The organism is Methylobacterium currus, from assembly GCF_003058325.1.
Classification (GTDB): domain Bacteria; phylum Pseudomonadota; class Alphaproteobacteria; order Rhizobiales; family Beijerinckiaceae; genus Methylobacterium; species Methylobacterium currus.
The window spans coordinates 382449-404039 of sequence record NZ_CP028843.1 but is presented as its reverse complement, the minus strand read 5'-3'; the positions used below and the strand labels follow the sequence as shown (position 1 = coordinate 404039).

The 21591-nt window shown below is 71.1% G+C and carries 17 protein-coding genes; 5 read left to right on the top strand and 12 right to left on the bottom strand.

Annotated features, from left to right (window positions below):
- Positions 1 to 3 precede the first annotated feature (3 nt).
- The 6 genes from DA075_RS01885 to murB form a co-directional block, all read right to left on the bottom strand.
- A complete protein-coding gene (locus DA075_RS01885) occupies positions 4 to 906 on the bottom strand; it encodes an outer membrane protein assembly factor BamD (RefSeq protein ID WP_099951766.1) in 903 nt (300 codons plus the stop codon).
- A gap of 255 nt (positions 907 to 1161) precedes the next feature.
- A complete protein-coding gene (gene lpxC, locus DA075_RS01880; RefSeq protein WP_099951765.1) occupies positions 1162 to 2109 on the bottom strand; it encodes a UDP-3-O-acyl-N-acetylglucosamine deacetylase in 948 nt (315 codons plus the stop codon).
- A gap of 396 nt (positions 2110 to 2505) precedes the next feature.
- Complete coding sequence (gene ftsZ / locus DA075_RS01875) at positions 2506 to 4362, bottom strand: cell division protein FtsZ (protein ID WP_099951764.1); 1857 nt, start codon at positions 4360 to 4362, stop codon at positions 2506 to 2508.
- A 114-nt stretch (positions 4363 to 4476) separates the two neighbouring features.
- The gene (gene ftsA / locus DA075_RS01870; RefSeq protein ID WP_099951763.1) at positions 4477 to 5802 is read right to left on the bottom strand and encodes a cell division protein FtsA; all 1326 of its coding nucleotides are present in this window, start codon (positions 5800 to 5802) and stop codon (positions 4477 to 4479) included.
- 115 nt (positions 5803 to 5917) lie between these two features.
- The gene (locus DA075_RS01865; RefSeq protein WP_099951762.1) at positions 5918 to 6901 is read right to left on the bottom strand and encodes a cell division protein FtsQ/DivIB; all 984 of its coding nucleotides are present in this window, start codon (positions 6899 to 6901) and stop codon (positions 5918 to 5920) included.
- Positions 6902 to 7405: 504 nt separating this feature from the next.
- The gene (gene murB, locus DA075_RS01860; RefSeq protein WP_099951761.1) at positions 7406 to 8323 is read right to left on the bottom strand and encodes a UDP-N-acetylmuramate dehydrogenase; all 918 of its coding nucleotides are present in this window, start codon (positions 8321 to 8323) and stop codon (positions 7406 to 7408) included.
- Between the two features lie 73 nt (positions 8324 to 8396).
- On the opposite strand from murB, the gene DA075_RS01855 reads away from it, so the two are divergent.
- A complete protein-coding gene (locus DA075_RS01855; protein WP_232386556.1) occupies positions 8397 to 8651 on the top strand; it encodes a type II toxin-antitoxin system RelE family toxin in 255 nt (84 codons plus the stop codon).
- Positions 8652 to 8763: 112 nt separating this feature from the next.
- Positions 8764 to 9144 carry a helix-turn-helix transcriptional regulator gene (locus tag DA075_RS01850; protein WP_099951760.1) on the top strand — a complete coding sequence of 127 codons (381 nt, stop codon included), beginning with the start codon at positions 8764 to 8766 and terminating at the stop codon, positions 9142 to 9144.
- A gap of 7 nt (positions 9145 to 9151) precedes the next feature.
- Here DA075_RS01850 and murC read toward each other — a convergent pair whose 3' ends face one another.
- The 5 genes from murC to DA075_RS01825 form a co-directional block, all read right to left on the bottom strand.
- On the bottom strand, positions 9152 to 10567 hold the full coding sequence (murC, locus tag DA075_RS01845; protein WP_099951759.1) for a UDP-N-acetylmuramate--L-alanine ligase: 1416 nt from the start codon (positions 10565 to 10567) through the stop codon (positions 9152 to 9154).
- A gap of 144 nt (positions 10568 to 10711) precedes the next feature.
- Positions 10712 to 11827, bottom strand: coding sequence for a UDP-N-acetylglucosamine--N-acetylmuramyl-(pentapeptide) pyrophosphoryl-undecaprenol N-acetylglucosamine transferase (locus DA075_RS01840; protein ID WP_099951758.1), 1116 nt, complete (start codon positions 11825 to 11827; stop codon positions 10712 to 10714).
- A 107-nt stretch (positions 11828 to 11934) separates the two neighbouring features.
- On the bottom strand, positions 11935 to 13074 hold the full coding sequence (locus DA075_RS01835) for an FtsW/RodA/SpoVE family cell cycle protein (protein WP_099951757.1): 1140 nt from the start codon (positions 13072 to 13074) through the stop codon (positions 11935 to 11937).
- A 182-nt stretch (positions 13075 to 13256) separates the two neighbouring features.
- Positions 13257 to 13499 carry a hypothetical protein gene (locus tag DA075_RS01830; protein ID WP_099951756.1) on the bottom strand — a complete coding sequence of 81 codons (243 nt, stop codon included), beginning with the start codon at positions 13497 to 13499 and terminating at the stop codon, positions 13257 to 13259.
- 241 nt (positions 13500 to 13740) lie between these two features.
- Positions 13741 to 14358, bottom strand: coding sequence for a ParB-like protein (locus tag DA075_RS01825; RefSeq protein WP_099956342.1), 618 nt, complete (start codon positions 14356 to 14358; stop codon positions 13741 to 13743).
- A gap of 526 nt (positions 14359 to 14884) precedes the next feature.
- On the opposite strand from DA075_RS01825, the gene DA075_RS01820 reads away from it, so the two are divergent.
- The 3 genes from DA075_RS01820 (at position 14885) to DA075_RS01810 (ending at position 21134) form a co-directional block, all read left to right on the top strand.
- Positions 14885 to 16195, top strand: coding sequence for an efflux RND transporter periplasmic adaptor subunit (locus DA075_RS01820; RefSeq protein WP_099951755.1), 1311 nt, complete (start codon positions 14885 to 14887; stop codon positions 16193 to 16195).
- A 68-nt stretch (positions 16196 to 16263) separates the two neighbouring features.
- The gene (locus DA075_RS01815) at positions 16264 to 19401 is read left to right on the top strand and encodes an efflux RND transporter permease subunit (protein ID WP_099951754.1); all 3138 of its coding nucleotides are present in this window, start codon (positions 16264 to 16266) and stop codon (positions 19399 to 19401) included.
- On the top strand, positions 19398 to 21134 hold the full coding sequence (locus DA075_RS01810; RefSeq protein WP_244936478.1) for an efflux transporter outer membrane subunit: 1737 nt from the start codon (positions 19398 to 19400) through the stop codon (positions 21132 to 21134). Before DA075_RS01815 ends, DA075_RS01810 begins: the two co-directional genes overlap by 4 nt.
- 113 nt (positions 21135 to 21247) lie before the next feature.
- On the opposite strand, the gene DA075_RS01805 is transcribed toward DA075_RS01810, so the two are convergent.
- Positions 21248 to 21562 (bottom strand): hypothetical protein, encoded by a 315-nt coding sequence (locus DA075_RS01805; protein ID WP_099951753.1) that lies wholly within the window; start codon positions 21560 to 21562, stop codon positions 21248 to 21250.
- Between the last annotated feature and the right edge of the window lie 29 nt (positions 21563 to 21591).

Genomic DNA, 21591 nt, shown 5'->3' with positions numbered 1-21591 from the left:
CTCTTACTGCGCCTCGGCGGTGCGCGTGTCCATCCCGATCACGCCGCGGAACGCCTTGCTGATCCAGGACGCCTTCTCCTCGCGGGGCTGGAGGCCGCCGCTCTGGAGCAGGTTGTAAGCGTCCTTGTACCAGGGCGAATCGGGGAAGTTGTGGCCGAGCACCGCCGCGGCGGTCTGCGCCTCGCCGGTGATGCCGAGAGCCATGTAGGCCTCGGCCAGGCGCTCCAGCGCCTCCTCGACGTGGCGGGTGGTCTGGTACTTGCTCACCACGTCGCGGAAGCGGTTGATCGCCGCCGGGAAGTTGCGCCGCTCGAGGTAGTAGCGGCCGATCTCCATCTCCTTGCCGGCGAGCTGGTCGCGGGTGATCTGGATCTTGGCCTTCGCGTCGGCGGCGTATTCCGAGGTCGGGTACTTCTGCACCAGCTCGGTGAGCGCCACGAGCGCCTTCTCGGAACGATCCTGGTCGCGGGTCACGTCCGGGATCTGCTTGTAGTGCGACATCGCCAGCAGGTACTGGGCGTAGGCCGCATCCTTCGAGCCCGGATGGCGCTGCAGGTAGCGCTTCGACGCGGTGATCGCGTCCTCGTAGCGGCCGCCTTCGTAGTTCGAGTAGGCGGTCATCAGCACCGCCTTCCGCGACCAGTCCGAATAGGCGTACTGCTTGTCGAGGTCTTCGAACTTCTTCGTCGCGCCCTCGTAGTCGCGGTCCTCGAGCTTGCCGAGGCCCTGGCTGTAGAGCTTGTCGGCCGGAACGTCGGGAACGATCTCGGTCTTGTACTTCTCGTTCGCGAACGGATTGATGGAGTCGATCGCGTCGCAACCGGCGAGCCCCAGGCCGCACGCCGCGACCAGCATGGTCCGCAGAACGGTCACCTTCGCGTCGCGAAGCGGGTGGGCGAACGGCATTCGGGTTCTTCCCCAAGCAGGCGGCCTTGCATGGCCGCTGATCCACGAGCCCCTTAGCCCAGGCCGGCGCGCCGCGCCAAGCCCGTGACGGCCACTGCACAGGGCAGGCGGCCATCGGTCAGGAACCTCTTAACCCTGCGGGGCGAATGGGGCGCCAAGACGGCGCGAGGCGGTGGAGGTTCCGTCCGTCGCCATGACGCGGCGACGAAATCATCCGCATGTGGCCCTGCTGCAACGCGCGGGCCGGGCGGTCGCTCAGAGCTCGGGCGCGTAGACCGCGGCGCCGAGGCCGACGCCGAACTCGGCGAAGACCGGCTCGCGCCGGGACGCAGCCCCCTCGACGATGGCGTAGTTGGCCCGGTCGGCGAAGAGCTCGCCCAGGACCGCGCAGTTCAGGCCGTGGCCGCCGCAGAAGGACTGGTAGGCGCCGAGGATCGGCAGGCCGGCGAGCGCCAGGTCGCCGACGGCGTCGAGGATCTTGTGGCGGACGAACTCGTCCGGGTAGCGCAGGCCTTCCGGGTTGACCACGCCGCCATCGCCGACCGCGACGGTGTTCTCGAGCGAGGCGCCGAGGGCGAAGCCGGCCTTCCAGTAGCGCTCGACGTCGCGCATCATCCCGAAGGTCCGGGCGCGGGCGATCTCGCGGCGATAGGCGGCGGGGGTGAGGGTCAGCGCCTTGCGGCTGCGGCCGATCACCGGGCTCTCGAAGTCGATCTCGACGTCGAGGTGGAAGCCGCGCTCGAACGGGCGCAGCTCGGAATAGGCGCGGCCCTTCTCGGTCCGGACGGTCTTGAGCACCTTGATGAAGCGGCGGGGGGTGCCGCAGGACGTGGTGCCGACCGCCTCGATCGCCGCCACGAAGGGGGCGGCGCTGCCGTCGAGGATCGGCATCTCGGGCCCGTCGATCTCGACGAGGCAGTTGTCGATGCCGAGCCCGTAGAGGGCGGACATCAGGTGCTCGATGGTGGCGACGGCGCCGGTCTCGCGGCTGCCGATGACGGTGCAGAGCTCGGTGGCGCTGACCTGGGCGTATTGCGCCTGGATCAGGCGGTCGCGGCCGCCGGGGAGGCCGGTGCGCAGGAAGGCGATGCCGTGATGCGCCTCCGCGGGATGGAGCGTGATCGAGACGGGGTTCCCGGAGTGGACGCCGAGGCCCGAAAGGCTCGCGGCGGAGCGTAGGGTCGTTTGCTGACTTGTTCTCATTACCTCAGCCCTCGGCCGCGACTCACCAGCGTGTCCTGTTTCCAGGCCCACGTTCGAGGCGATCCGTCCGTTGCTTGAAGCCCCTGTGGGTGTCAGTGCCGGCGGTCCTGCGCGGCCTTCGCCCTTGTGCGTAGGACACCTATAGTCGCGCTCCGAAGCACGGCCAAATCACGGATTCTTACGCTCTGTAACAGCCCGGCGGGTCCGCTACGGTCCCAAAAAGCCGTTTTGGATCAAAAACTTGAACAACGCGTAAACCCCGAGGCCGGGCGGCCTCGGGGTGTGTCTTTTGGGCTGCACCGGTGCCCTCCGTGGCGGGATCGTGGCGTCCGCCGCGGGCCCCGGGGCTTCGCCCTTCGGCGGAGCCCCGGCCGGCCGGTCCCCTCGGTCCGCCGGTCAGTTGGCCTGACGGCGCAGGAAGGCCGGGATCTCGAGCTGATCGTCATCCATCATGCGGGCGCCGGCCGGCACCGAGCGGCCCTGCGGGTCGAGGTTGCCCTGCGCCGGACGGTACCCCTGGGGCTGGGTCGGGTAGCCGCCCTGCGGCGCGTAGGCCTGCTGCGGGGCGGGCTGGCGCGCCGCCGGGGCGGCGTGCTGCTGCACCGGAGCCTGATGGAGCGGGGCTTGCGGCATCGGCCGCGGCGCCGGCTGCGGCGCATGAGCCGCCGGAGCATGATGGGCCGCCTGCGCCGGAGCCTGGGCCGGGTGGCCGGCCTCGTCCTCGCGCCGGCCGCCGAAGCCGACGGTGGCGAGGCGGCGCAGCAGCGAGGTGCGCTTGGCATCCGGGGTCACCTGCTGCACCGGCTCCTCGCCGCGGCTGGCCCGGATCTGGTTCTGGGCCGGCATCGGCAGGTCCTGGACCCGGGGCATGCGCGGCGCGCGCACCACCGCCGGGGACGGCGGGATGAACGGGCCGGAGGCCATCGGCATCTGCGGCTCGAGAGCCGGCGCCGGGGCCGGCTCGTAGACCGGGGCGGGACGCGGCTGGGCCGGTGTGATCTGCACCTCGTCGCGCATCAGGCTGGCGGCCTGGTGGGCGGAGGGCAGCTCCATCCGGACGGTCTCGGGCGCAGGGATCTGGGCATGCATCGGGGCATGCGCCACCGGATCCGGCGCCGGGGCCCGCGCTACCGGGGCCTCGGCGGGACGAAAGGAGGCGGTGGAGGGGGGCGCCGACGGGGTGGCGGCCCGGGCCCGGGCCTCGGCGCGCAGGCGCTCGGCGACCTCGGCGATGCGCTGCTCGGTCTGGGCGATCTCCGGCGAGCCGATCGCGTTGGCGTTGATCAGGGCCGGCTCGATGCCGGTGGCGACCACCGAGACCCGGATGATGCCGTCGAGGCTCTCGTCGAAGGTGGCGCCCAGGATGATGTTGGCGTCGGAATCGACCTCCTCGCGGATGCGGGTGGCCGCCTCGTCGAGCTCGTAGAGGGTCAGGTCGTTGCCGCCGGTGATCGAGATCAGCAGGCCGCGGGCGCCCTTCATCGAGACGTCGTCGAGGAGCGGGTTGGCGATCGCGGCCTCGGCGGCGCGGTTGGCGCGCTTCTCGCCCGACGCCTCGCCGGTGCCCATCATCGCCTTGCCCATGCCGCGCATGATCGCCCGCACGTCGGCGAAGTCGAGGTTGATGAGACCCTCCTTCACCATCAGGTCGGTGATGCAGGCGACGCCCGAATAGAGCACCTGGTCGGCCATCGCGAAGGCGTCCGCGAAGGTGGTCTTCTCGTTGGCGACCCGGAACAGGTTCTGGTTCGGGATCACGATCAGGGTGTCGACGGCCTGCTGAAGCTCGTTGATGCCGGATTCAGCGGTGCGCATGCGGCGCACGCCCTCGAACTGGAACGGCTTGGTGACCACGCCGACCGTCAGGATGCCCATGTCGCGGGCGGTGCGGGCGATGACCGGGGCCGCGCCGGTGCCGGTGCCGCCGCCCATGCCGGCGGTGATGAAGCACATATGGGCGCCCGAGAGCTGGTCGCGGATCTCGTCGATCACCTCCTCGGCGGCGGCGCGGCCGACATCCGGCTGCGAGCCGGCGCCGAGGCCCTGCGTCACCCCGATGCCCATCTGGATCACGCGCTCGGCCTTCGAGGAGGTCAGCGCCTGGGCATCGGTGTTGGCGACCACGAACTCGCAGCCGAGGAGCCCCGACTCGATCATGTTGTTGACGGCGTTGCCGCCGGCGCCGCCGACGCCGAACACGGTGATGCGGGGCTTCAGTTCGCGGATGTCCGGAGCTTGCAGGGAGATGGCCATGATGCGCGAGCCTCTGATGATCGTTACGTTTCTGGTGGCGCTTGAGCGGCGCCGTTTGCCGTCCCGCCCGCCGGCACGGCCCGTTTCCGGGGCCCGCGCCGGGAGGCGATCCCGTTAGAAGCTCTCCCGGATCCAGCGTCCGACCTTGGAGAGGTAGGTGTCCGAGCCGAGGCCGACGCTGCCGGACTGGCCGCGCGGCTCGAAATGCTCGACATGCGAGACCTGCGGGTAGACCAGGAGGCCGACGGCGGCCGAGAAGGCCGGTCCCTTGGCGGCCTCGGGCAGCCCCTTGATGCCGAGGGGCCGGCCGATCCGGACCTGCCCCTGCAGGATGCGGCGGGCGACCTCCGGCAGCCCGACGAGCTGGCTGGCGCCGCCGGTCAGCACCACCCGGCGCCCGGCCTGGGCGGCGAAGCCGGCATTGCGCAGGCGGTCGCGCACCAGTTCCAGCACCTCCTCCACCCGCGGACGGATGATCCGCACGAGGTGCGATTTCGGGATGTGGTGCGGCAGGTCGCGCTCGTCCTCGTCGACGCCGTGGACCGCGATCATGTCGCGCTCGTCCGACGCCGTCGCCATGGCGGCGCCGTAGAGGGTCTTGAGCCGCTCGGCCGCCGCCACCCGGGTCGAGAGCCCGCGGGCGATGTCCATGGTGACGTGGTGGCCGCCCACCGCGAGCGCATCGACATGGACGAGGTGGCCGCCGGAGAAGACCCCGACGCTCGTCGTGCCGCCGCCCATGTCGACCACGGCCACGCCCATCTCGGCCTCGTCGTCGACGAGGGCCGAGAGGCCCGAGGCGTAGGGGGTGGCGATCACCGCCTCGACCCGCAGGTGGGTGTTCTCCACCGCCAGCATCAGGTTGCGGGCGGCGGCGATCTCGGCCGTCACGACGTGCAGGTCGACGCCGAGGCGCTCGCCGAGCATCCCCGACGGGTCGACCACCGCGCTCTGCTGGTCGAGGGAGTAGCCGGTCGGCAGGGCGTGCAGCACCGCCCGGCCGGGGCTGATGCTGTGGGTGCTCGCCGCCTCCAGCACCCGCTGCACGTCGGAGCCGGTCACGGCGCCGGTGCGCACCGGGACCTTGGCGTCGAAATGCTGCGAGCCGAGCCGCCCGCCCGACAGGCTGACGATGACCGACTGCACCTCGACCCGGGCCATGCGCTCGGCCGCGTGGACCGCCTGGCGGATCGCGGTCTCGGCCGCCTCGAGATCGACCACGGCGCCGCCCTTGAGGCCGAGGGAGCGCTGGTGGCCGATGCCGATGATGCGGGCGAGGTGGGTGCGGCCGCGCAGGGTCGCCAGCGTCTCGACCGGCTGCAGCTCGGCGACGAGGCAGACGATCTTGCTGGTGCCGATGTCGAGCACCGACAGGGTCGCGCTGCGGCGCGCCGAGAGCGGCTTTAAGCGCGGCGTGAGACCGTGCTGGAGGAGACTCATGACGCGATGCTCACGGGCAAGGAAAGGGAATTGAGAGGGCTGCCGGAACCGGCAAGGGTGGCTCCGGCAAGAGTGGATCCGGGAAGACCGGCGGGCGTCACGTCTCGCGCGCGGGTCATGTCTCGGTTCCCTTCGGTTTCTTCTGCTTCTTCTGGGCCTCCAGGCGCGCCGCCGCGCCCTCTTCGGTCAGCCGCACCACCACCCGGTCGGGCAGCCGCAGGTCGACCGCGATGATGTCCTTCTCGAGCAGGCTCGACTCGGCCTCGAGCTTGACGAGGCGGGCCACCGCGTCGCGGGCGCCGGCCTCGGGCAGGCGGACGTCGATGCCGTCGAGCTTGAGGGTCCAGCGCCTCCCTGAGACCAGGGTGCCGGCCCGGATCCGCTCCTTGAGCGGGCCCGCCGCCTCGAGGAGCGCGAGGTACTCCTTGGTGCGCAGGTTCGCCTCGTCGCCCACCACCAGCGGCAGGTCGGCGAAGCGGCCGTCGCGCATCTGGTCGATCACCGTGCCGTCGGCGGCGATGACGGCGATCTCGCCGTTGCGCTGCCACAGGGCGCTCGGCTCGCGCTCGGTCAGCGTGACCAGGAGCTCGCGCGGATAGATCTTGCGCACCGAGACCGCGCCGATCAGCGGCACGGTGGACAGGCGGTCGCGCACGTCGACCACGCTGAGGAAGGGCAGCGAGTTGCGCTGGTCGATGCCGGCGGCCTTCAGGATCTCGGCCGAGCGCAGCTGCACCAGGCCGGTGATCGTGACCTTGTCGAGGCCGAAGCCGAGGGCCCGCGCGGCCATGTCGGCCGGGGTGCCGTAGCGGGCCGAGACCTCGGCGTAGCCGCCGCCGGAGACGAAGCCGGCCACCGCGACGAGGCCGAAGAACCCGAAGGCCAGGCCCATCCCGAGATGGCGCGGCATCCGCCGCTCGATCGGCACCGCCACCGACGGGCGGCGCGGGCGCAGGAACCGCGGCAGGACGCGGGCGAAACGCGACTCGCGCGAGGGACCGCCCCGGGCCGGCGCCGCCCCGGGGGCGGGCATGCCGGCCTCCGCGCCGGCATAGCCGGCGGCGGTCAGCGGCTCAGGGAAGCGTCCACCACCATCCATGGGGCGAGTTCACCGAAAACGATACCCGGCACGGGCTGCGATCTCCGGCGCAGGGCTGTCCTGGGTGGTCCGGGGCTCGCGTACCGGCCTGCCGCACCACGGGCATGCCGGTCGCCAGGGCCGGCATGTCGTCGTCGCGAGAGGTCGGCACGGCTCACGCCCGGCATCCAAGTGCTTGATGCGCCGTTAACGCCAACTCTCGAACTCGCTGGTAAATATCCGGTAAAGTTTTCGCTCCCCGCACAAGGATCGCGCACCCCCGGCGGACCCCGTCGCCGAGGCGCCACGCCACGGAAGGAGGCCGGATCCGGATCGCCCAGCCGGTCGGACCCGGGCCGGAAAGTGACGTCTCTTCAAGAGCTTGCATGCCGCTCCGCGGAGCCGGGCCCCGGCTGGGGCCGGCTCCGAAGGAGCGTGGAGCGCCCCGGGACGGCACCGGACCGGGACGGCCCGCATGGTTACCGTCCGGGCCTCGCGGCGGGGTTCGCCCGGGTGATTCGCGAATCAGCGCGTGGCGACGCCGATGCGCTTGATCTCCCAGTGCAGGTCGATGCCGGAGGTCTCGCGCACCCGCGCCCGCACCTCCTCGCCCAGGCCCTCGATCTCGGCGGCGGTGGCGCCGCCGCGGTTGATCAGGAAGTTGCAGTGCATCTCCGACACCTGCGCGCCGCCGCGGGTCAGGCCCCGGCACCCGGCGGCGTCGACGAGCTGCCAGGCCTTGCCCCCTTCGGGGTTCTTGAAGGTCGAGCCGCCGGTGCGCTCGCGGATCGGCTGCGCCGCCTCCCGGGCCGCAGTGACCCTTTCCATCTCGGCCTCGATCGACGCCCGGTCGCCGGGCCGGCCGCGATAGGTCGCCTGAGTGAAGATCAGGTCGGCGGGCGCCGAGCAGTGGCGGTAGGCAAAGCCCATGTCGGAATGGGTCAGCACGCGCAGGGCGCCCGAGCGGTCGACGGCGCGCGCCTCGACCAGCACGTCGGTGGTCTCGCCGCCATGCGCGCCGGCATTCATCCGGAGCGCCCCGCCGACCGAGCCCGGGATGCCGCGGTAGAAGGCGAGGCCGTCGAGCCCGGCCTCCGCCGCGGCGCGGGCGAGCTTCATGTCGGGCACGGCCGTGCCGGCCCGGATCGCCTCGCCCTCGATCGTGACCGACCCGAAGGCCTTGCCGCCGAGGCGGATGACGAGGCCCGGCACGCCGCCGTCGCGCACGATCAGGTTCGAGCCGAGCCCGATCACCGTCACGGGCACCTCAGGCGGCAGGGCGGCCAGCGCCGCGGCGAGGTCCTCCTCGTCGGCGGGCGTGAACAGCACGTCGGCCGGCCCCCCGACCCGGAACCAGGTCAGGTCGGCGAGCGGATGGTCGGGCAGGAGGCGGCCGCGCAAGGCGGCGGGCTCCAGGGCGGCGAGGATGGCGGCGGAGGTCATGGTTCGGTTCCGGCTCGACGCGCGGGGGCGGAGCACTCTAGAGTTGACGCAAGGGCGATGGAGGCCGGCGCGGATGGCCGGGACGGTCGTCTACACCCGAAAGGCGGCGCGGGCGCTCGCCCGGATGCCGGCCGATACCGAGGCGCTGATCCGCGCGAAGCTCGATCAGCTCGCCCGGGATCCGGCGTCGCTCGCCAACACCATCCGGCCGATGAAGGGGATACCGGGCTACCGGCTGCGGACCGGCGATCGGCGCGCCCTCCTCACGAGCGAGGGCGCGCCGATCATTGTGCACGATGTCGGGCCGCGTGGCTCGATCTACGACTAAGCAGACTCGCGTTGGCGGGCCGACGCTTCGTCCGCTTAGGTTCTTGTTTTGTCGCAGATTTTCGTCGCAAAACCGGCAACCACTTTTGCGAAATCTGCTTAGGATCCGGAGCATGACCATCGTCCGCACCAGGACGCCCGCCGGCGAGGCGACCGTGATCCTGCCGGAGGCGGAGTTCGAGCGGCAGCGCGACCTCGCCGAGGAGGCCGCGGATGCCCGCACCCTCGTGGCCGCCCTCGCGCGGCTGCAGGCCGGCGAGGAGGAGCTTCTGGGCGGGGACGACCTCGACGCGTTGCGCGCCGCGCCGACCCCCCTCGCCTTCTGGCGCGGCAAGCGGGGTTTGAGCGCGGCGCAGCTCGCCCGGCACGCGGGCGTGCCGGAGGAGCGCTTGGGCGCGGTCGAGCGCGGCGAGAGCATCGGCGACGTCCAGCTCTACCGGCGGCTCGCCCGGGCGCTCGGGGTCGAGATCGAGGATCTCGTCCCGGAGCCCTGACGGCGCCTCACGCCGCCTTCTCGCCGCCCGAGGCGAGTTCGCCCGGGAGCGCGTAGGCCCATTGGGTGATGTTGCCGGCCCCCAGACACACCACGTAGTCGCCCGGCCCCGCGAGCCCGCCGACGATGCCGGCCAGGTCCTCGGTGCGCTCGAGCGCGATGGCGTTGCGGTGGCCGCGGGAGGTCAGGCCCGCCACCAGGGCGTCGCGGTCGATGCCCTCGATCGGCGCCTCGCCGGCGGCGTAGACGGGGGCGACGATCACCGTGTCGGCGTCGTTGAAGCAGGTGCAGAAATCGTCGAACAGCGAGGCGAGGCGCGAGTAGCGGTGGGGCTGCACCACCGCGATCACGCAGCCGTCGGTCGAGGCGCGGGCGGCCTTGAGAACCGCCCGGATCTCGACCGGGTGGTGGCCGTAATCGTCGAAGATCTGCACGCCGTTCCACTCGCCGGTGCGGGTGAAGCGCCGCTTGACGCCGCCGAAATTCGCCAGCGCCTTACGGATCGCCTCCGGCGACACGCCGAGTTCGTGGGCGACCGCCAAGGCCGCGGTGGCGTTGAGCGCGTTGTGCTTGCCCGGCATCGGCAGGACGAGTTCTTCCATCTCCATCCGGAAGCCGGGGCGGCGGTCGCGGATCATCACCCGGAACCGGCTCTGGCCGCCCTTCAGGTCGACGTCGATCAGGCGCACGTCGGCCTGCGGGTTCTCGCCATAGGTGACGATGCGGCGGTCCTCGATGCGCCCGACGAGGTCCTGCACCGTCGGGTGGTCGATGCACATCACCGCGAAGCCGTAGAACGGGATGTTGTAGATGAAGGCGCGGAAGGCGTCCTTGATCGCGTCGAACGAGCCGAAATGATCGAGATGCTCGGGGTCGATGTTGGTGACGATGGCGATGTCGGCCGGCAGCTTCAGGAAGGTGCCGTCGGATTCGTCGGCCTCCACCACCATCCAGTCGCCTTCGCCCATGCGGGCATTGGTGCCGTAGGCGTTGATGATGCCGCCGTTGATGACCGTCGGGTCGAGGCCGCCGGCATCGAGCAGGGTGGCGACGAGCGAGGTCGTGGTGGTCTTGCCGTGGGTGCCGGCGACCGCGACGCAGGACTTGAAGCGCATCAGCTCGGCCAGCATCTCGGCCCGGCGCACCACCGGCAGGCGGCGCTCGCGGGCGGAGACCAGCTCCGGGTTGTCGCGGCGGATCGCGGTCGAGACCACCACCAGGGCGGCCTCGGCCAGGTTCTCGGCCCGGTGGCCCACGAAGGTGCGGATGCCCTTCTCGGCGAGGCGACGGACATTGGCGTTGTCGGACGCGTCCGAGCCCTGCACCGTGTAGCCGAGATTGTGCATCACCTCGGCGATGCCGGACATGCCGATGCCGCCGATGCCGATGAAGTGGATGGGTCCGAGCTTGTTCGGCAGCTTCATGGAGTCGGGGTCCTCAAAGTCTTCTTGTTCACGAGAGCATTTTCCGACGAAGCGGAGACCGGCTCGTCGCAGAAAATGCGGCACAATCAAAAACCCAGAGCCTCACCCGATCGCGCGGCGATCGGGTGAGGCTCTGGACGGCCGCTAGCGGGCCGCGATGGCGGTCTCGACCACCAGGGCGGCGAGGCGCTCGGCGGCATCGGGCAGGCCGGCCCCCTTGGCGGCGGCGGCTGCCTTGGCGAGCCGGTCGGGATCGCCGAGCAGCGCGCCGAGATCGGCGGCCAGCCGCTCAGGGGTGAAGTCCGTTTGTGGTCTGGGAAAGGCGGCGCCGATCCGGCCCAGCACCGCGGCGTTCGCCGCCTGGTCCTGGTCGAGGGCGCCGGGCAGCGGCACCAGGATCGACGGGCGCCCGATCACCGCCAGCTCCGCTACCGTCGAGGCGCCGGAACGTGCCACGACGAGGTGGGACGAGGCCATCTTGGCCGGCAGGTCCTTGAAGAACGGCGCCACCGTGAAGGCGGCGAGGCCCGCGCCCTCGTAGAGCGTCTGCACCCGGGCGAGGTCCTCGGCCCGAGCCTGCTGGATCACCGTGAGGCGGGCGCGCAAGGGCTCGGGCAGCCGGACGACGGCCTCGGGCACCACGTCGCTCATCACCCGGGCGCCCTGGCTGCCGCCGAAGGCGAGGAGCTGGAGCGGGGCGTCGGGGCCGACGCCGGGGTACGGCATCTCGGCCGCCGCCAGCACCGCCGGGCGCACGGGGTTGCCGGTATGGACGCGCCGCGCCGTGGCCTTGGCGGGCACGCCCCGCACCTCGGGGAACCCCGTGGCGATGACGGTCGCGCCGCGGGCCAGGAAGCCGTTGGCGCGGCCCATCACGGCGTTCTGCTCGTGCAGCAGGGTCGGCACCCGCAGCATCTGGGCGGCGAGCAGCGGCGGCACGGTGGGGTAGCCGCCAAAACCCACCACGACCGCCGGGTTGAGGCGGCGCACCTCGCGCAGAGCCGCCGCGAAGCCGCGCCCGAGGGTCGCGAAGGCGGCGAGGCGGCGCAAGGGGGAGCGTCCGCTCGACGGGGTCGCGGAGGGCACCGCCACGATCTCCGAGGCCGGGAACTCGCCGGAGAGCGCCGCGACCCGGCTGTCGGTGGCGAGCACGACCCGGATGCCGCGCTCGCGCAGGCGCAGGGCCAGGGCCTCGGCCGGGAACAGGTGGCCGCCGGTGCCGCCGGCGGCGAGCAGGACGCGGGGCTGGGCGACGGTCATCGGGCGGCCGGTGTGCGGGGGCTAAGCATGAGGTCTCCGGTCAAGGATCGGCGTCGAGGGGCCCCCGTGTGTCACGGCGGGCCCTCGCGGTCACCCCTCGGGGTGCTTCAGCGCGCCGAGCCCTCGTCGCGGGAGAGGAGCGTCGTGCGCGGCCGGCGCCGGGTGAGGGCGACGAGGAAGCCCATCCCGAGGGCGAGCGAGATCAGCGACGAGCCGCCATAGGAGATGAACGGCAGGGTCATGCCCTTGGCCGGCATCATCCGGGTGTTCACCGCCATGTTGATGCAGGCCTGAAGGCCGAACAGGGCGGTCAGCCCCGTGATGGCCAGGCGGCAGAAGATGTCGTCGCTGCGCCGCGCCAGCATCAGGCCGCGCATCACGATGAAGGCGAACAGGAGCACGATGCCGATGCAGACGATGACGCCGAATTCCTCGCCCGCCACCGAGAAGATGAAGTCGGTATGGGCGTCGGGCAGGTGACGCTTGGCGACGCCCTCGCCCGGGCCGGTGCCGAACCAGCCGCCGGAATTGAACGATTCCTGCGACCAGAAGGTCTGGAAGTTGTCACCCGAATCCTTGTCCATGAAGCGGGTGATGCGGGCCCGCACGTGGGGCAGGAACTGGTAGGCCGCCGCCACGCCGATGAGGCCGGCCCCGCCGAGCCCGCCGACCCAGAACCAGTGCAGCCCGGCCACGAACACCATGGAGCACCACACCATGGTGACCAGCATGGTCTGGCCGAAATCCGGCTGCAGGATGAGGGGCACGATGGTCATCGGCAGGAGCAGCACCGCGAGGGTGCCGCCCGGCATGTCGCGCCGGCGCGCGCCCTCCGCGAAGGCCCAGGCGGCCAGGATCACGAAGGCGGGCTTGACGAACTCGGAGGGCTGGACGCCGATCGGGCCGAACTGGATCCAGCGATGCGCGCCCTTGATCTCGGGCCCGTACTTGGTGGCCGCGATGCACAGCACGATGCCGAGGCCGTAGGTGACGAGCGCCATGCGCCGGATGTGGCGCAGGGACAGGAACGACACCGCCAGGATCAGGGCGATCGTCGGCAGCAGGTACATCACCTGCCGGTTGAGGAAGTGGAAGGTCGGCAGGCCGAGGCGCTCGGCCACCGGCGGGCCGCCGGCCATCAGGAAGACCAGGCCGGCCGTCATCAGCACGCCGAGGCCGGCGAGCAGCGCCCGGTCGACGGTCCACCACCAGTCGCCGAGATGCGAGCGTTCCGCACGGGACATCATGGCTTGCAGGGCCCCTCGTTCACCAGCCCCGACCATCGGACGGAATGGTAAACCGAGTGTTGCCGCGGCGCCGCAGCGAAGCGGATCGCCGTGGCGCAGCCGCGGGCTCGCGCCGCAGGCCGGCCCCGGTCAGGCTTGGAAAGCCGGGTCAGCCTTGGAACGGGATCAGCCTTCGAACAGGGTCAGCCTTGGAACATGCCGTGCGGCGCCAGCTCGAAGTGCCGGGCGTACTCGTCCTCCAGGCTCTCCCACGGCATCAGCATCACGCCGTGCAGCGGCGCCGCGCCGGCCGTGAGTGCTCCGAAGCGACGCAGGATCAAGGCCAGCTCGTAGGCCGTGATGTCGGGCTTAGGGGTGAACTTGTAGAAGTGGGTCTCGTTGTCGACCGGATCGGCGCCGATGCTCTTCAGGAGCGAATCGAACATGACGGAGGTCCCCCGTACCGGCGCGACGCGCCTCGCGCCGGCCTGAAGGTTAGGCCGGATGGTCGCCTGCGGCAAATGAACTTGATGGGAGGGGAGCGCTTGTCTCGCGCATCGGCGGGGGTGAGCCGAGACCTTCCGCAAGTGGGCCCTTCCATCGATGTCTCTCGACGTCATCCCGAGGCTCGACGCAGTCGAGAACCCGGGATGACGCGGAGGGTGTCTCCATGGCCGGATGAAGGCTTCACTCCTCGTGCGGCCCGCACCAGCCCGGCAGGTACGCCGCGTCCTTGGAGCGGGCGAGGGCCAGGGCCTCCTCCAGCGCTTCGGAAAAGTCCTGCTTCACGTCCTTGCGCTTGATGTGCCGGCGCAGGAAGTCGGCCCACAGGAACTCGCTGAACGGCGTCGTCTCCTTGGCGAAGCCCCCGGCGCGGCGCAATTCGCCGGCGAGGCTGCGGAAGGGGTCGTCGGCGAGATCCTCGATGCGCTTAGGGAGATCGCCGACGTCGCGGCGCACGCCGTCCACGTCGTAAGGGTGGACCCAGGCACGGTGGTCGGCCACGACCCAGAAGGCGTCCTTCTCGAGGTGGTGGAGGTCGGCCACCACGGTGGTGAGCACGTTCTCCACGCCCTCCTCCTGCAGCGCGCGGGCGAGGTGGTGGTGGTCGATGACGTAGCGGCGCTTCTTCGGCCCGAGCAGGACCGGGATCATGTGCGAGCCGAGGAACGTCTCGCGGTCCTTGTCGTCGATCTCGCGCCAGCGCTTGCGCTTGGCCTCGACCTCCCGGTAGCCGACCGTCATCTGGGTCGGGCGCAGCTCGGCGATCGGCACGCTGTGGAGAATCGGGTCGCGGACGGACATGCGGGTCATGCGGGGTTGCACGCGCGGAACAGCCGCGCGGGACCCGGAAGCCTCGGGCAGACCGTCCCTAAGGTCAAGGCGCCGGTCCGGCGCCGCACGCGCCCGTTTCGCCTCGGCCTGACGGATTAATCCATGCCGTCGAAAATTTTTTCGCGCCGGCCGTAAGCCGTTCGCGTTCGAGGCATTTTTCCCGTCGAACCGGGGCCGCGGCAGGGCCGGATGGCACCCGGCCGCCGCGGGCGGATGCGCGGCCGCGCATCCTTGACTCGGCTTCGGTTTGCTCGCCAAGAGACCAGAGCGGGGCGCCGCCCGCGAAGCGCGGCGCCCCGTCCCGGACCCCGCCTCGATACTCCCCTCTGTCATGGAATTGACGCAGGGACAGGGCAGGACGCCCGTGGACCCAGGATTTGAGGCACAGACAGGGGCCGATCGGCCGGCCCGGGATGATCCCGGCCGCTCCCCGCAGGGAAGCGGCCGGGCGCTCCGAGGACCCGGCCGCACCGCCCCGGCGAATGGTCGGCGCGCGATGGACACGAACAACCCTCTGACGACGGAGGCGCCGGCGCGCCGGCGGCGCGGCCTCGGCCTCGGCCTCGGCCGGGCCGTCACGCTCCTGCTCCTCGCCGGCGCCGGCGCCGCGATCGGGTTCGTGCCCGCCCTCGCGCCCGTGCGCGAGCGCCTCGAAGCGCTCCTCGTCCAGCGCCAGGGCGTCGAGGGCCAGGCGCCGGAGGCCGGCGAGGCGCACGGAGAGCCGGTCTTCCGGCCGAGCAAGCAGCAGCGCGCGAGCTTCGGCATCGAGACGGTGCAGGCCCGCGACTTCCGGCCCGAGGGCTTCGCGGAAGGCCGGATCACCGTCAACGAGGACGACAACGTCCCGGTCTACACGCCCTATGCGGGCCGGGTGACCAAGGTGATGGTCCGGGCCGGCGACCGGGTGAAGGCCAACCAGGTCCTGTTCACCCTGGAGGCCACCGACATGGTCTCCGCCCTCAACGACTTCCAGGCCGCGACGAACGCGCTCGCCAAGGCCTCGGCCCTGCTGAAGCTCGACCAGACCGTGGCGGCCCGGCTGCAGGAACTCTTCCAGGCCAAGGCGGTAGCCCTGAAGGACTGGCAGCAGGCCCAGAACGACGTGATCGCCGCGCAGAGCGACCAGCGCTCGGCGGAGGCCGCGCTCCAGGCGGTGCGCAACCGCCTGCGCATCCTCGGCAAGTCGGAGGCCGAGATCGACGCCTTCGCCAAGAGCGGCGCGATGAGCCCGGAGACCGAGATCCGCGCCCCGATCGCCGGCACCATCGTGCAGCGCAAGGTGGGCCTCGGCCAGTACCTCGCCTCCGGCAGCGACCCGGCCTTCGTCATCGGCGACCTCTCGACGGTGTGGCTGGTCGCCAACGTGCGCGAGACCGAGGTGCCGCGGATCAAGCTCGGCCAGGAGCTCGAAGCCAGCGTGATCGGCTTCCCCGACCGGGTGTTCAAGGCGCGCATCAGCTACATGGCCGCCTCCCTCGACCCGGCGACGCGCCGCCTGCCGGTGCGGGCCGAGATCGACAATGCCGAGGGCCTGCTCCGGCCCGAGATGTTCGCGACCTTCACGATCCTGACCGGCCGCGACGAGAGCGCCCCGGCGATTCCCGCTTCCGCGATCGTCTACGAGGGCGCCCGGGCCCGGGTCTGGGTCGAGCGGCCGGACGGCACCATCGCGTCGCGGGGCGTCACCCTCGGCCTGTCCGGCGGCGGCCTCGTCCAGGTCGTCGACGGGCTGACAGTGGGCGAGCGGGTGGTGACCCGCGGCAGCCTGTTCATCGACCGCGCCGCCTCCGGCGACAAAGCTTCCTGAATCTCGGTCTCCTAAACGGGCCGCCCCGAGCCCGGCGTCCCGTTTCCAAACCCCGCGAGAGGGGCGACATGAACCGCCTGATCGACTTCGCCCTGCGCCAGCGGGTGCTGGTGCTGCTCCTGTTCCTGGCGATGCTCGGGATCGGCTATGCCAGCTTCCTCGAGCTCAACATCGAGGCCTATCCGGACCCGGTGCCGCCGCTCGTCGACGTCATCACCCAGAATCCGGGCCAGTCGGCCGAGGAGATCGAGCGCTACATCACCATCCCGCTCGAGGTTCAGCTCGCCGGCATCCCCAACGCCAAGGTGACCCGGACGATCTCGGTCTTCGGCCTCTCGGACGTGAAGATCCAGTTCACCTACGACTTCACCTACCAGGAGGCGCTCCAGCGCGTCCTCAACCGCCTGTCGCAGCTCTCGCCCCTGCCGAACAACGCCCAGCCGCAGATCTCGCCGACGAGCCCGATCGGCGAGATCATGCGCTACAAGGTGGCGGGCCCCCCGGGCTATTCCTCGACCGACCTCAAGACCCTGCAGGACTGGGTGCTGCAGCGCCGCTTCAAGGCGATCCCCGGCGTCGTCGACGTCTCGGCCTTCGGCGGCAAGACCAAGGAGTTCGAGGTCGCGGTCGACCTGCGCCGGCTCCAGGCGCAAGGTCTGACGCTGGTCCAGCTCGTCTCGGCGCTCAACAACGCGAGCACCAATGTCGGCGGCCAGACCCTCAATGTCGGCGAGCAATCGGCGGTGGTGCGCGGCATCGGGCTGATCCGCGACATGGACGACATCCGCAACACCATGATCACGCAGGTGAACGGGGTGCCGGTGCTGGTCCGCGACGTGGCGGAGGTGACGGTGAGCAACGCGCCGCGCCTCGGCATGGTCGGGCACGAGAACGAGGGCGACATCGTCGAGGGCATCGTGCTGCTCAGCCGTGGCGGCCAGAGCCTGCCGACGATCCAGCGGGTCGAGGCCGAGATCGAGAAGATCAACACCTCCGGCATCCTGCCGCCCGGCGTGCAGGTGGTGCCGCTCTACGACCGCAGCGCGCTCATCCACACCACCACCCATACGGTGATGCACAACCTCGTCTTCGGCGTGGTGCTGGTGTTCCTGGTGCAGTGGCTCTTCCTCGGCAGCCTGAAGAGCGCGATCATCGTCGCCGCCACCATCCCGTTCGCGCTCGGCTTCGCCATCGCCATCATGGTGGCGCGGGGCGAATCGGCGAACCTCCTGTCCCTCGGCGCGATCGATTTCGGCCTCATCGTCGACGCGACGGTGATCATGGTGGAAAACATCTTCCGCCACCTCGCCGAGCACCAGGGGCCGGCGCAGCGCGGCTCCTCGCTCAAGCTCCGGCTGATCGCCGCGGCGGCGCGGGAGGTGAACCGGGCGATCTTCTTCTCCGCCTCGATCATCATCGTGGGCTTCCTGCCGCTCTTCACCCTGACCGGCGTCGAGGGCCACATCTTCGGGCCGATGGCGAAAACCTATGCCTACGCGCTGATCGGCGGCCTGCTCGCCACCTACACGGTGTCGCCGGCGCTCTCCGCGCTCATCCTGCCCAACCACGTCGAGGAGCGCGACACCATCGTCGTCAAGATCCTGCGGGCGCTGTTCCGGCCGCTCCAGGGCTTCACCCTGAACAACCGGGTGCTGACCATCCTGGTGACGCTGGCGATGCTCGGCTGCACCGGCGTGGCGATGCGGACGCTGGGCCTCGAGTTCCTGCCGACCCTGGAGGAGGGCAACCTCTACATCCGCGGCACGATGCCGGCCTCGATCTCCCTGGAGGCCGGCAACCCCTATGTCGAGCGGATGCGCAAGCTGATCGGCTCCTACCCGGAGGTGGTCACGGTCGTCTCGCATCAGGGCCGGCCCGACGACGGCACCGACGCCACCGGCTTCTTCAACGTCGAGATCTTCGCGCCCCTGAAGCCCGCCGACCAGTGGCCCGCCGGCATGACCAAGGAGAAGCTGATCGAGGAGATCTCGGGGCGGCTCCGCGAGGAGTTGCCCGGCATCGAGTTCAACTTCTCGCAATACATCCAGGACAACGTCCAGGAGGCGGCCTCCGGCGTGAAGGGCGAGAACTCGGTCAAGATCTACGGCACCGACCTCGGGGAGATCACCCGCACCGCCAACGACATCAAGGCGGCGCTCGCCACCGTGCCGGGGGTGACCGACCTCGCGGTGTTCACCTCGCTCGGGCAGCCGACGGTGCGGATCGACATCGACCGGGCGCGGGCCGCCCGCTATGGCCTGAGCCCCGGCGACATCGCCACCACGATCTCGGCGGCGATCGGCGGCCAGGCCGCCGGCGACCTCTACGAGTATGGCAGCGACCGCCACTTCCCGATGCGGGTGCGGCTGGCGCCGGAATACCGCCGCTCGCTGGAAACCATCCGCAACATCACGGTCGGGGTGACGAATCCGAGCGGCGGCGTGATGCAGGTGCCGCTCTCGGAGATCGCCCAGGTTCAGCTCGTCTCGGGCGCGGCCTTCATCTACCGCGAGAACCAGGAGCGCTACATCCCGGTCAAGTTCAGCGTGCGCGGGCGCGACCTCGGCGGCGCGGTGATCGAGGCGCAACGGCGCGTCGCCGAGCAGGTCGAGCTGCCGGCCGGCTACCACCTCGAATGGGTCGGCGAGTTCACCAACCTGCAGGGCGCGATCGCCCGGCTGAAGCTCGTGGTGCCCCTGACGATCGGGCTGATCGCGCTCCTGCTCTACGTCAACTTCGCCTCGCTGACCGACACGCTGCTGACCTTGAGCGTGATCCCGATGGCGCTGATCGGCGGCATCTTCGCGCTGGTGCTCACCGGCACGGCGTTCTCGGTCTCGGCGGCGATCGGCTTCATCGCGCTGTTCGGCATCTCGACCATGGAGGGCGTGATCCTGCTCTCCTACTGCAACCAGCTGATGGACGAGGGCTGGGCGCGGGCGCAGGCCATCCACCACGCCGCCGACGTGCGGATGCGCCCGGTGATGATGACCTGCGTCGCGGCCTGCGTCGGCCTGCTGCCGGCGGCGGTCTCGACCGGCATCGGCTCGCAGGTGCAGAAACCCCTGGCGCTGGTGGTGGTGGGCGGCATCCTGCTCGCCCCGATCCTGATCCTGGTGGTGCTGCCGGTGCTGATCGCCACCTTCTCGCGCCACCGTCCGCGGCAGCCTGTGGCCGCGGCGCGACAGCCGGAGCCGGCGGAATGAGCGACATGCTGTCCCGACCCGACGCGCCCTCCTCCGCCTTCGCCAGCATGCCCCCTTCCATGCGCGCCATCCTGCGCCTCTCGACCGCCATCACGGCCCCGCGGGCCGCCGCGCCCGCCGCACACCCTGCGGCGGACGGCACGGTGCCGGGCGACACGGGCCCGGACGGGAAGGGCTTGGGTGACACAAGTCCCGGCGACGAGGCGGGATCTCGCCGCGCCGCGCGCACCGCGTCCCGCATCCTGGCGGCCGCTCTCGCGGCCGCGTCGGCCTCGGCCTGCATGGTCGGGCCCGACTTCCAGGGCGCGACCCCGCCGCCGGTCTCCCGCTACACCAAGGAAGGCTTGCGCAACCCCGAGGTCGGCGCCGAGGATCGCCGCAACGGTGCCCTCAGCCAGACCTTCGCGACCGGGCGCGACGTGCCGGGCGAGTGGTGGACGCTGTTCCGCTCGAAAGCCCTCAACAGCCTGGTGGCGGAGGCGCTCGCCCGCAACCCGAACCTCGAAGCCGCCCAGGCTAGCTTGCGGGCGGCGCGGGCCACCACGGAAGCGCAGCGCGGCGCGCTCTTCCCGCAGGTCGGCTTCAACTCGCAGGCCTCCTACAACAAGGCGCCGGGCGGCGACCTGCAATCGCCCCTCAACGACAACTCGCTGCTCTACAGCCTCGTCACCCCGCAGGTGACGGTGAGCTTCACGCCGGACGTGTTCGGCGGCACCCGCCGGGCGCTCGAATCGCAGGCGGCGCAGGCCGAGGGGCAGCTCTGGCAGCTCGAGGCGGCCTATCTGACGCTCACCGCCAACGTCGTCGCGGCGGCGATCCAGGAGGCCTCCCTGCGGGCCCAGATCGCCGCGACCGAGAAGGTGATCCAGGCCCAGACCGACCTTCTGAACCTGATCACCAAGCAGCAGAATGCCGGCCAGGTCGCGGGCGCCGACGTGGTGCAGCAGACCGCATTGCTGGCCCAGTCGCAGCAAGTGCTGCCGCCGTTGCAGCGCGCGCTGGCGCAACAGCGCAACCTTCTGACGGCGCTCGCCGGCCGCTTCCCGAGCGAGGAGGTGAGCCAGACCTTCACCCTCGCCTCGCTGCACCTGCCCCGCAGCCTGCCGGTGAGCCTGCCCTCGCGGCTGATCGAGCAGCGCCCCGACGTGAAGGCGGCCGAGGCCGCGGTGCACGCCGCGAGCGCCCAGGTCGGCGTCGCGGTGGCCAACCGCCTGCCGCAATTCACCATCTCGGGCGCGGTCGGCGCCAGCGCCACCAATTTCGCCGCCCTGCTCAACCCGGCGGCCAGCCTCTGGACCATCGCCGGCGCGGTGGCCCAGCCGCTCTTCGACGGCGGCACCCTCTTCCGGCGCCAGCAGGCGGCGGAGGAGAATCTGGTCCAGGCCCAGGCCCAGTACCGCGCCACCGTCATCACCGCCTACCAGAACGTCGCCGATGCCTTGCGCGCCCTCCAGGCCGACGGCCGCGCGGTGGCCGCCGCCAATGCCGCCGTCAAGGCGAGCCAGCAGAGCGTGGACCTGGTGCGCAAGCAATTCGGCCTCGGCGCCGTCAGCAGCGCCTCGCTGCTGATCACCCAGTCGGCCTATCTCCAGGCGGTGGTGACCCAGGCCCAGGCCCAGGCCAACCAGTACGCGGATACGGCGGCGCTCTTCCAGGCGCTCGGCGGCGGCTGGTGGAACCGGCGCGACGTGAAGCCGGCACGCGACCCGAAGGATCCGGCGCCGTTCCTGTGAGGAAACGGGGCTCGAGCCTTTTTCCGACGAAGCGGACACCGGTTCGTCGCGGAAGACGCGGCAAAGTCAAAGACCGAGAGCAGCGCCCGATTGCAACGGGATCGGGCGCTGCTCTAGGCAGCCGCCGAGAGCCGATCGACGGCGCCGAGCACCGCCCGGATGCACAGGACGAAGCGCTCGATCATCTCCTCCAGCGCCTGGCGGGCCGGATCGTTGTCCGAGAGCGCGTCGAGCATCGGGACCATGGCCTCGACGACGTCGCGCAAGCCTTCGCCGATCCCCTCCCGCAGCAGCGCGATCTGGTGGCCGCGCGGTCCCAGGTCGGTGCCGGCCCTGGCGGCATTCGTCAGGACGGCCGTGAGACGCCGGAACGTCTCGGGGGCCGCATCGACCGGCGAGGGAACCGGAAAGAGGTGGATCTCGGCCATGGTTGCTCTGCCCGCCTGAGATGGCGCAA

What these genes read in the sequence shown, in the direction of transcription:
- DA075_RS01805 (WP_099951753.1), bottom strand. Translation starts at nt 21,562, where the DNA reads ATGGCCGAGATCCACCTCTTTCCGGTTCCCTCGCCGGTCGATGCGGCC.
- DA075_RS01840 (WP_099951758.1), bottom strand. Translation starts at nt 11,827, where the DNA reads ATGACCGTCGCCCAGCCCCGCGTCCTGCTCGCCGCCGGCGGCACCGGC.
- DA075_RS01850 (WP_099951760.1), top strand. Translation starts at nt 8,764, where the DNA reads ATGACCATCGTCCGCACCAGGACGCCCGCCGGCGAGGCGACCGTGATC.
- lpxC (WP_099951765.1), bottom strand. Translation starts at nt 2,109, where the DNA reads ATGAGAACAAGTCAGCAAACGACCCTACGCTCCGCCGCGAGCCTTTCG.
- DA075_RS01835 (WP_099951757.1), bottom strand. Translation starts at nt 13,074, where the DNA reads ATGATGTCCCGTGCGGAACGCTCGCATCTCGGCGACTGGTGGTGGACC.
- DA075_RS01830 (WP_099951756.1), bottom strand. Translation starts at nt 13,499, where the DNA reads ATGTTCGATTCGCTCCTGAAGAGCATCGGCGCCGATCCGGTCGACAAC.
- murC (WP_099951759.1), bottom strand. Translation starts at nt 10,567, where the DNA reads ATGAAGCTGCCGAACAAGCTCGGACCCATCCACTTCATCGGCATCGGC.
- ftsA (WP_099951763.1), bottom strand. Translation starts at nt 5,802, where the DNA reads ATGAGTCTCCTCCAGCACGGTCTCACGCCGCGCTTAAAGCCGCTCTCG.
- murB (WP_099951761.1), bottom strand. Translation starts at nt 8,323, where the DNA reads ATGACCTCCGCCGCCATCCTCGCCGCCCTGGAGCCCGCCGCCTTGCGC.
- DA075_RS01885 (WP_099951766.1), bottom strand. Translation starts at nt 906, where the DNA reads ATGCCGTTCGCCCACCCGCTTCGCGACGCGAAGGTGACCGTTCTGCGG.
- DA075_RS01810 (WP_244936478.1), top strand. Translation starts at nt 19,398, where the DNA reads ATGAGCGACATGCTGTCCCGACCCGACGCGCCCTCCTCCGCCTTCGCC.
- DA075_RS01825 (WP_099956342.1), bottom strand. Translation starts at nt 14,358, where the DNA reads ATGTCCGTCCGCGACCCGATTCTCCACAGCGTGCCGATCGCCGAGCTG.
- DA075_RS01865 (WP_099951762.1), bottom strand. Translation starts at nt 6,901, where the DNA reads ATGGATGGTGGTGGACGCTTCCCTGAGCCGCTGACCGCCGCCGGCTAT.
- DA075_RS01855 (WP_232386556.1), top strand. Translation starts at nt 8,397, where the DNA reads ATGGCCGGGACGGTCGTCTACACCCGAAAGGCGGCGCGGGCGCTCGCC.
- DA075_RS01820 (WP_099951755.1), top strand. Translation starts at nt 14,885, where the DNA reads ATGGACACGAACAACCCTCTGACGACGGAGGCGCCGGCGCGCCGGCGG.
- ftsZ (WP_099951764.1), bottom strand. Translation starts at nt 4,362, where the DNA reads ATGGCCATCTCCCTGCAAGCTCCGGACATCCGCGAACTGAAGCCCCGC.
- DA075_RS01815 (WP_099951754.1), top strand. Translation starts at nt 16,264, where the DNA reads ATGAACCGCCTGATCGACTTCGCCCTGCGCCAGCGGGTGCTGGTGCTG.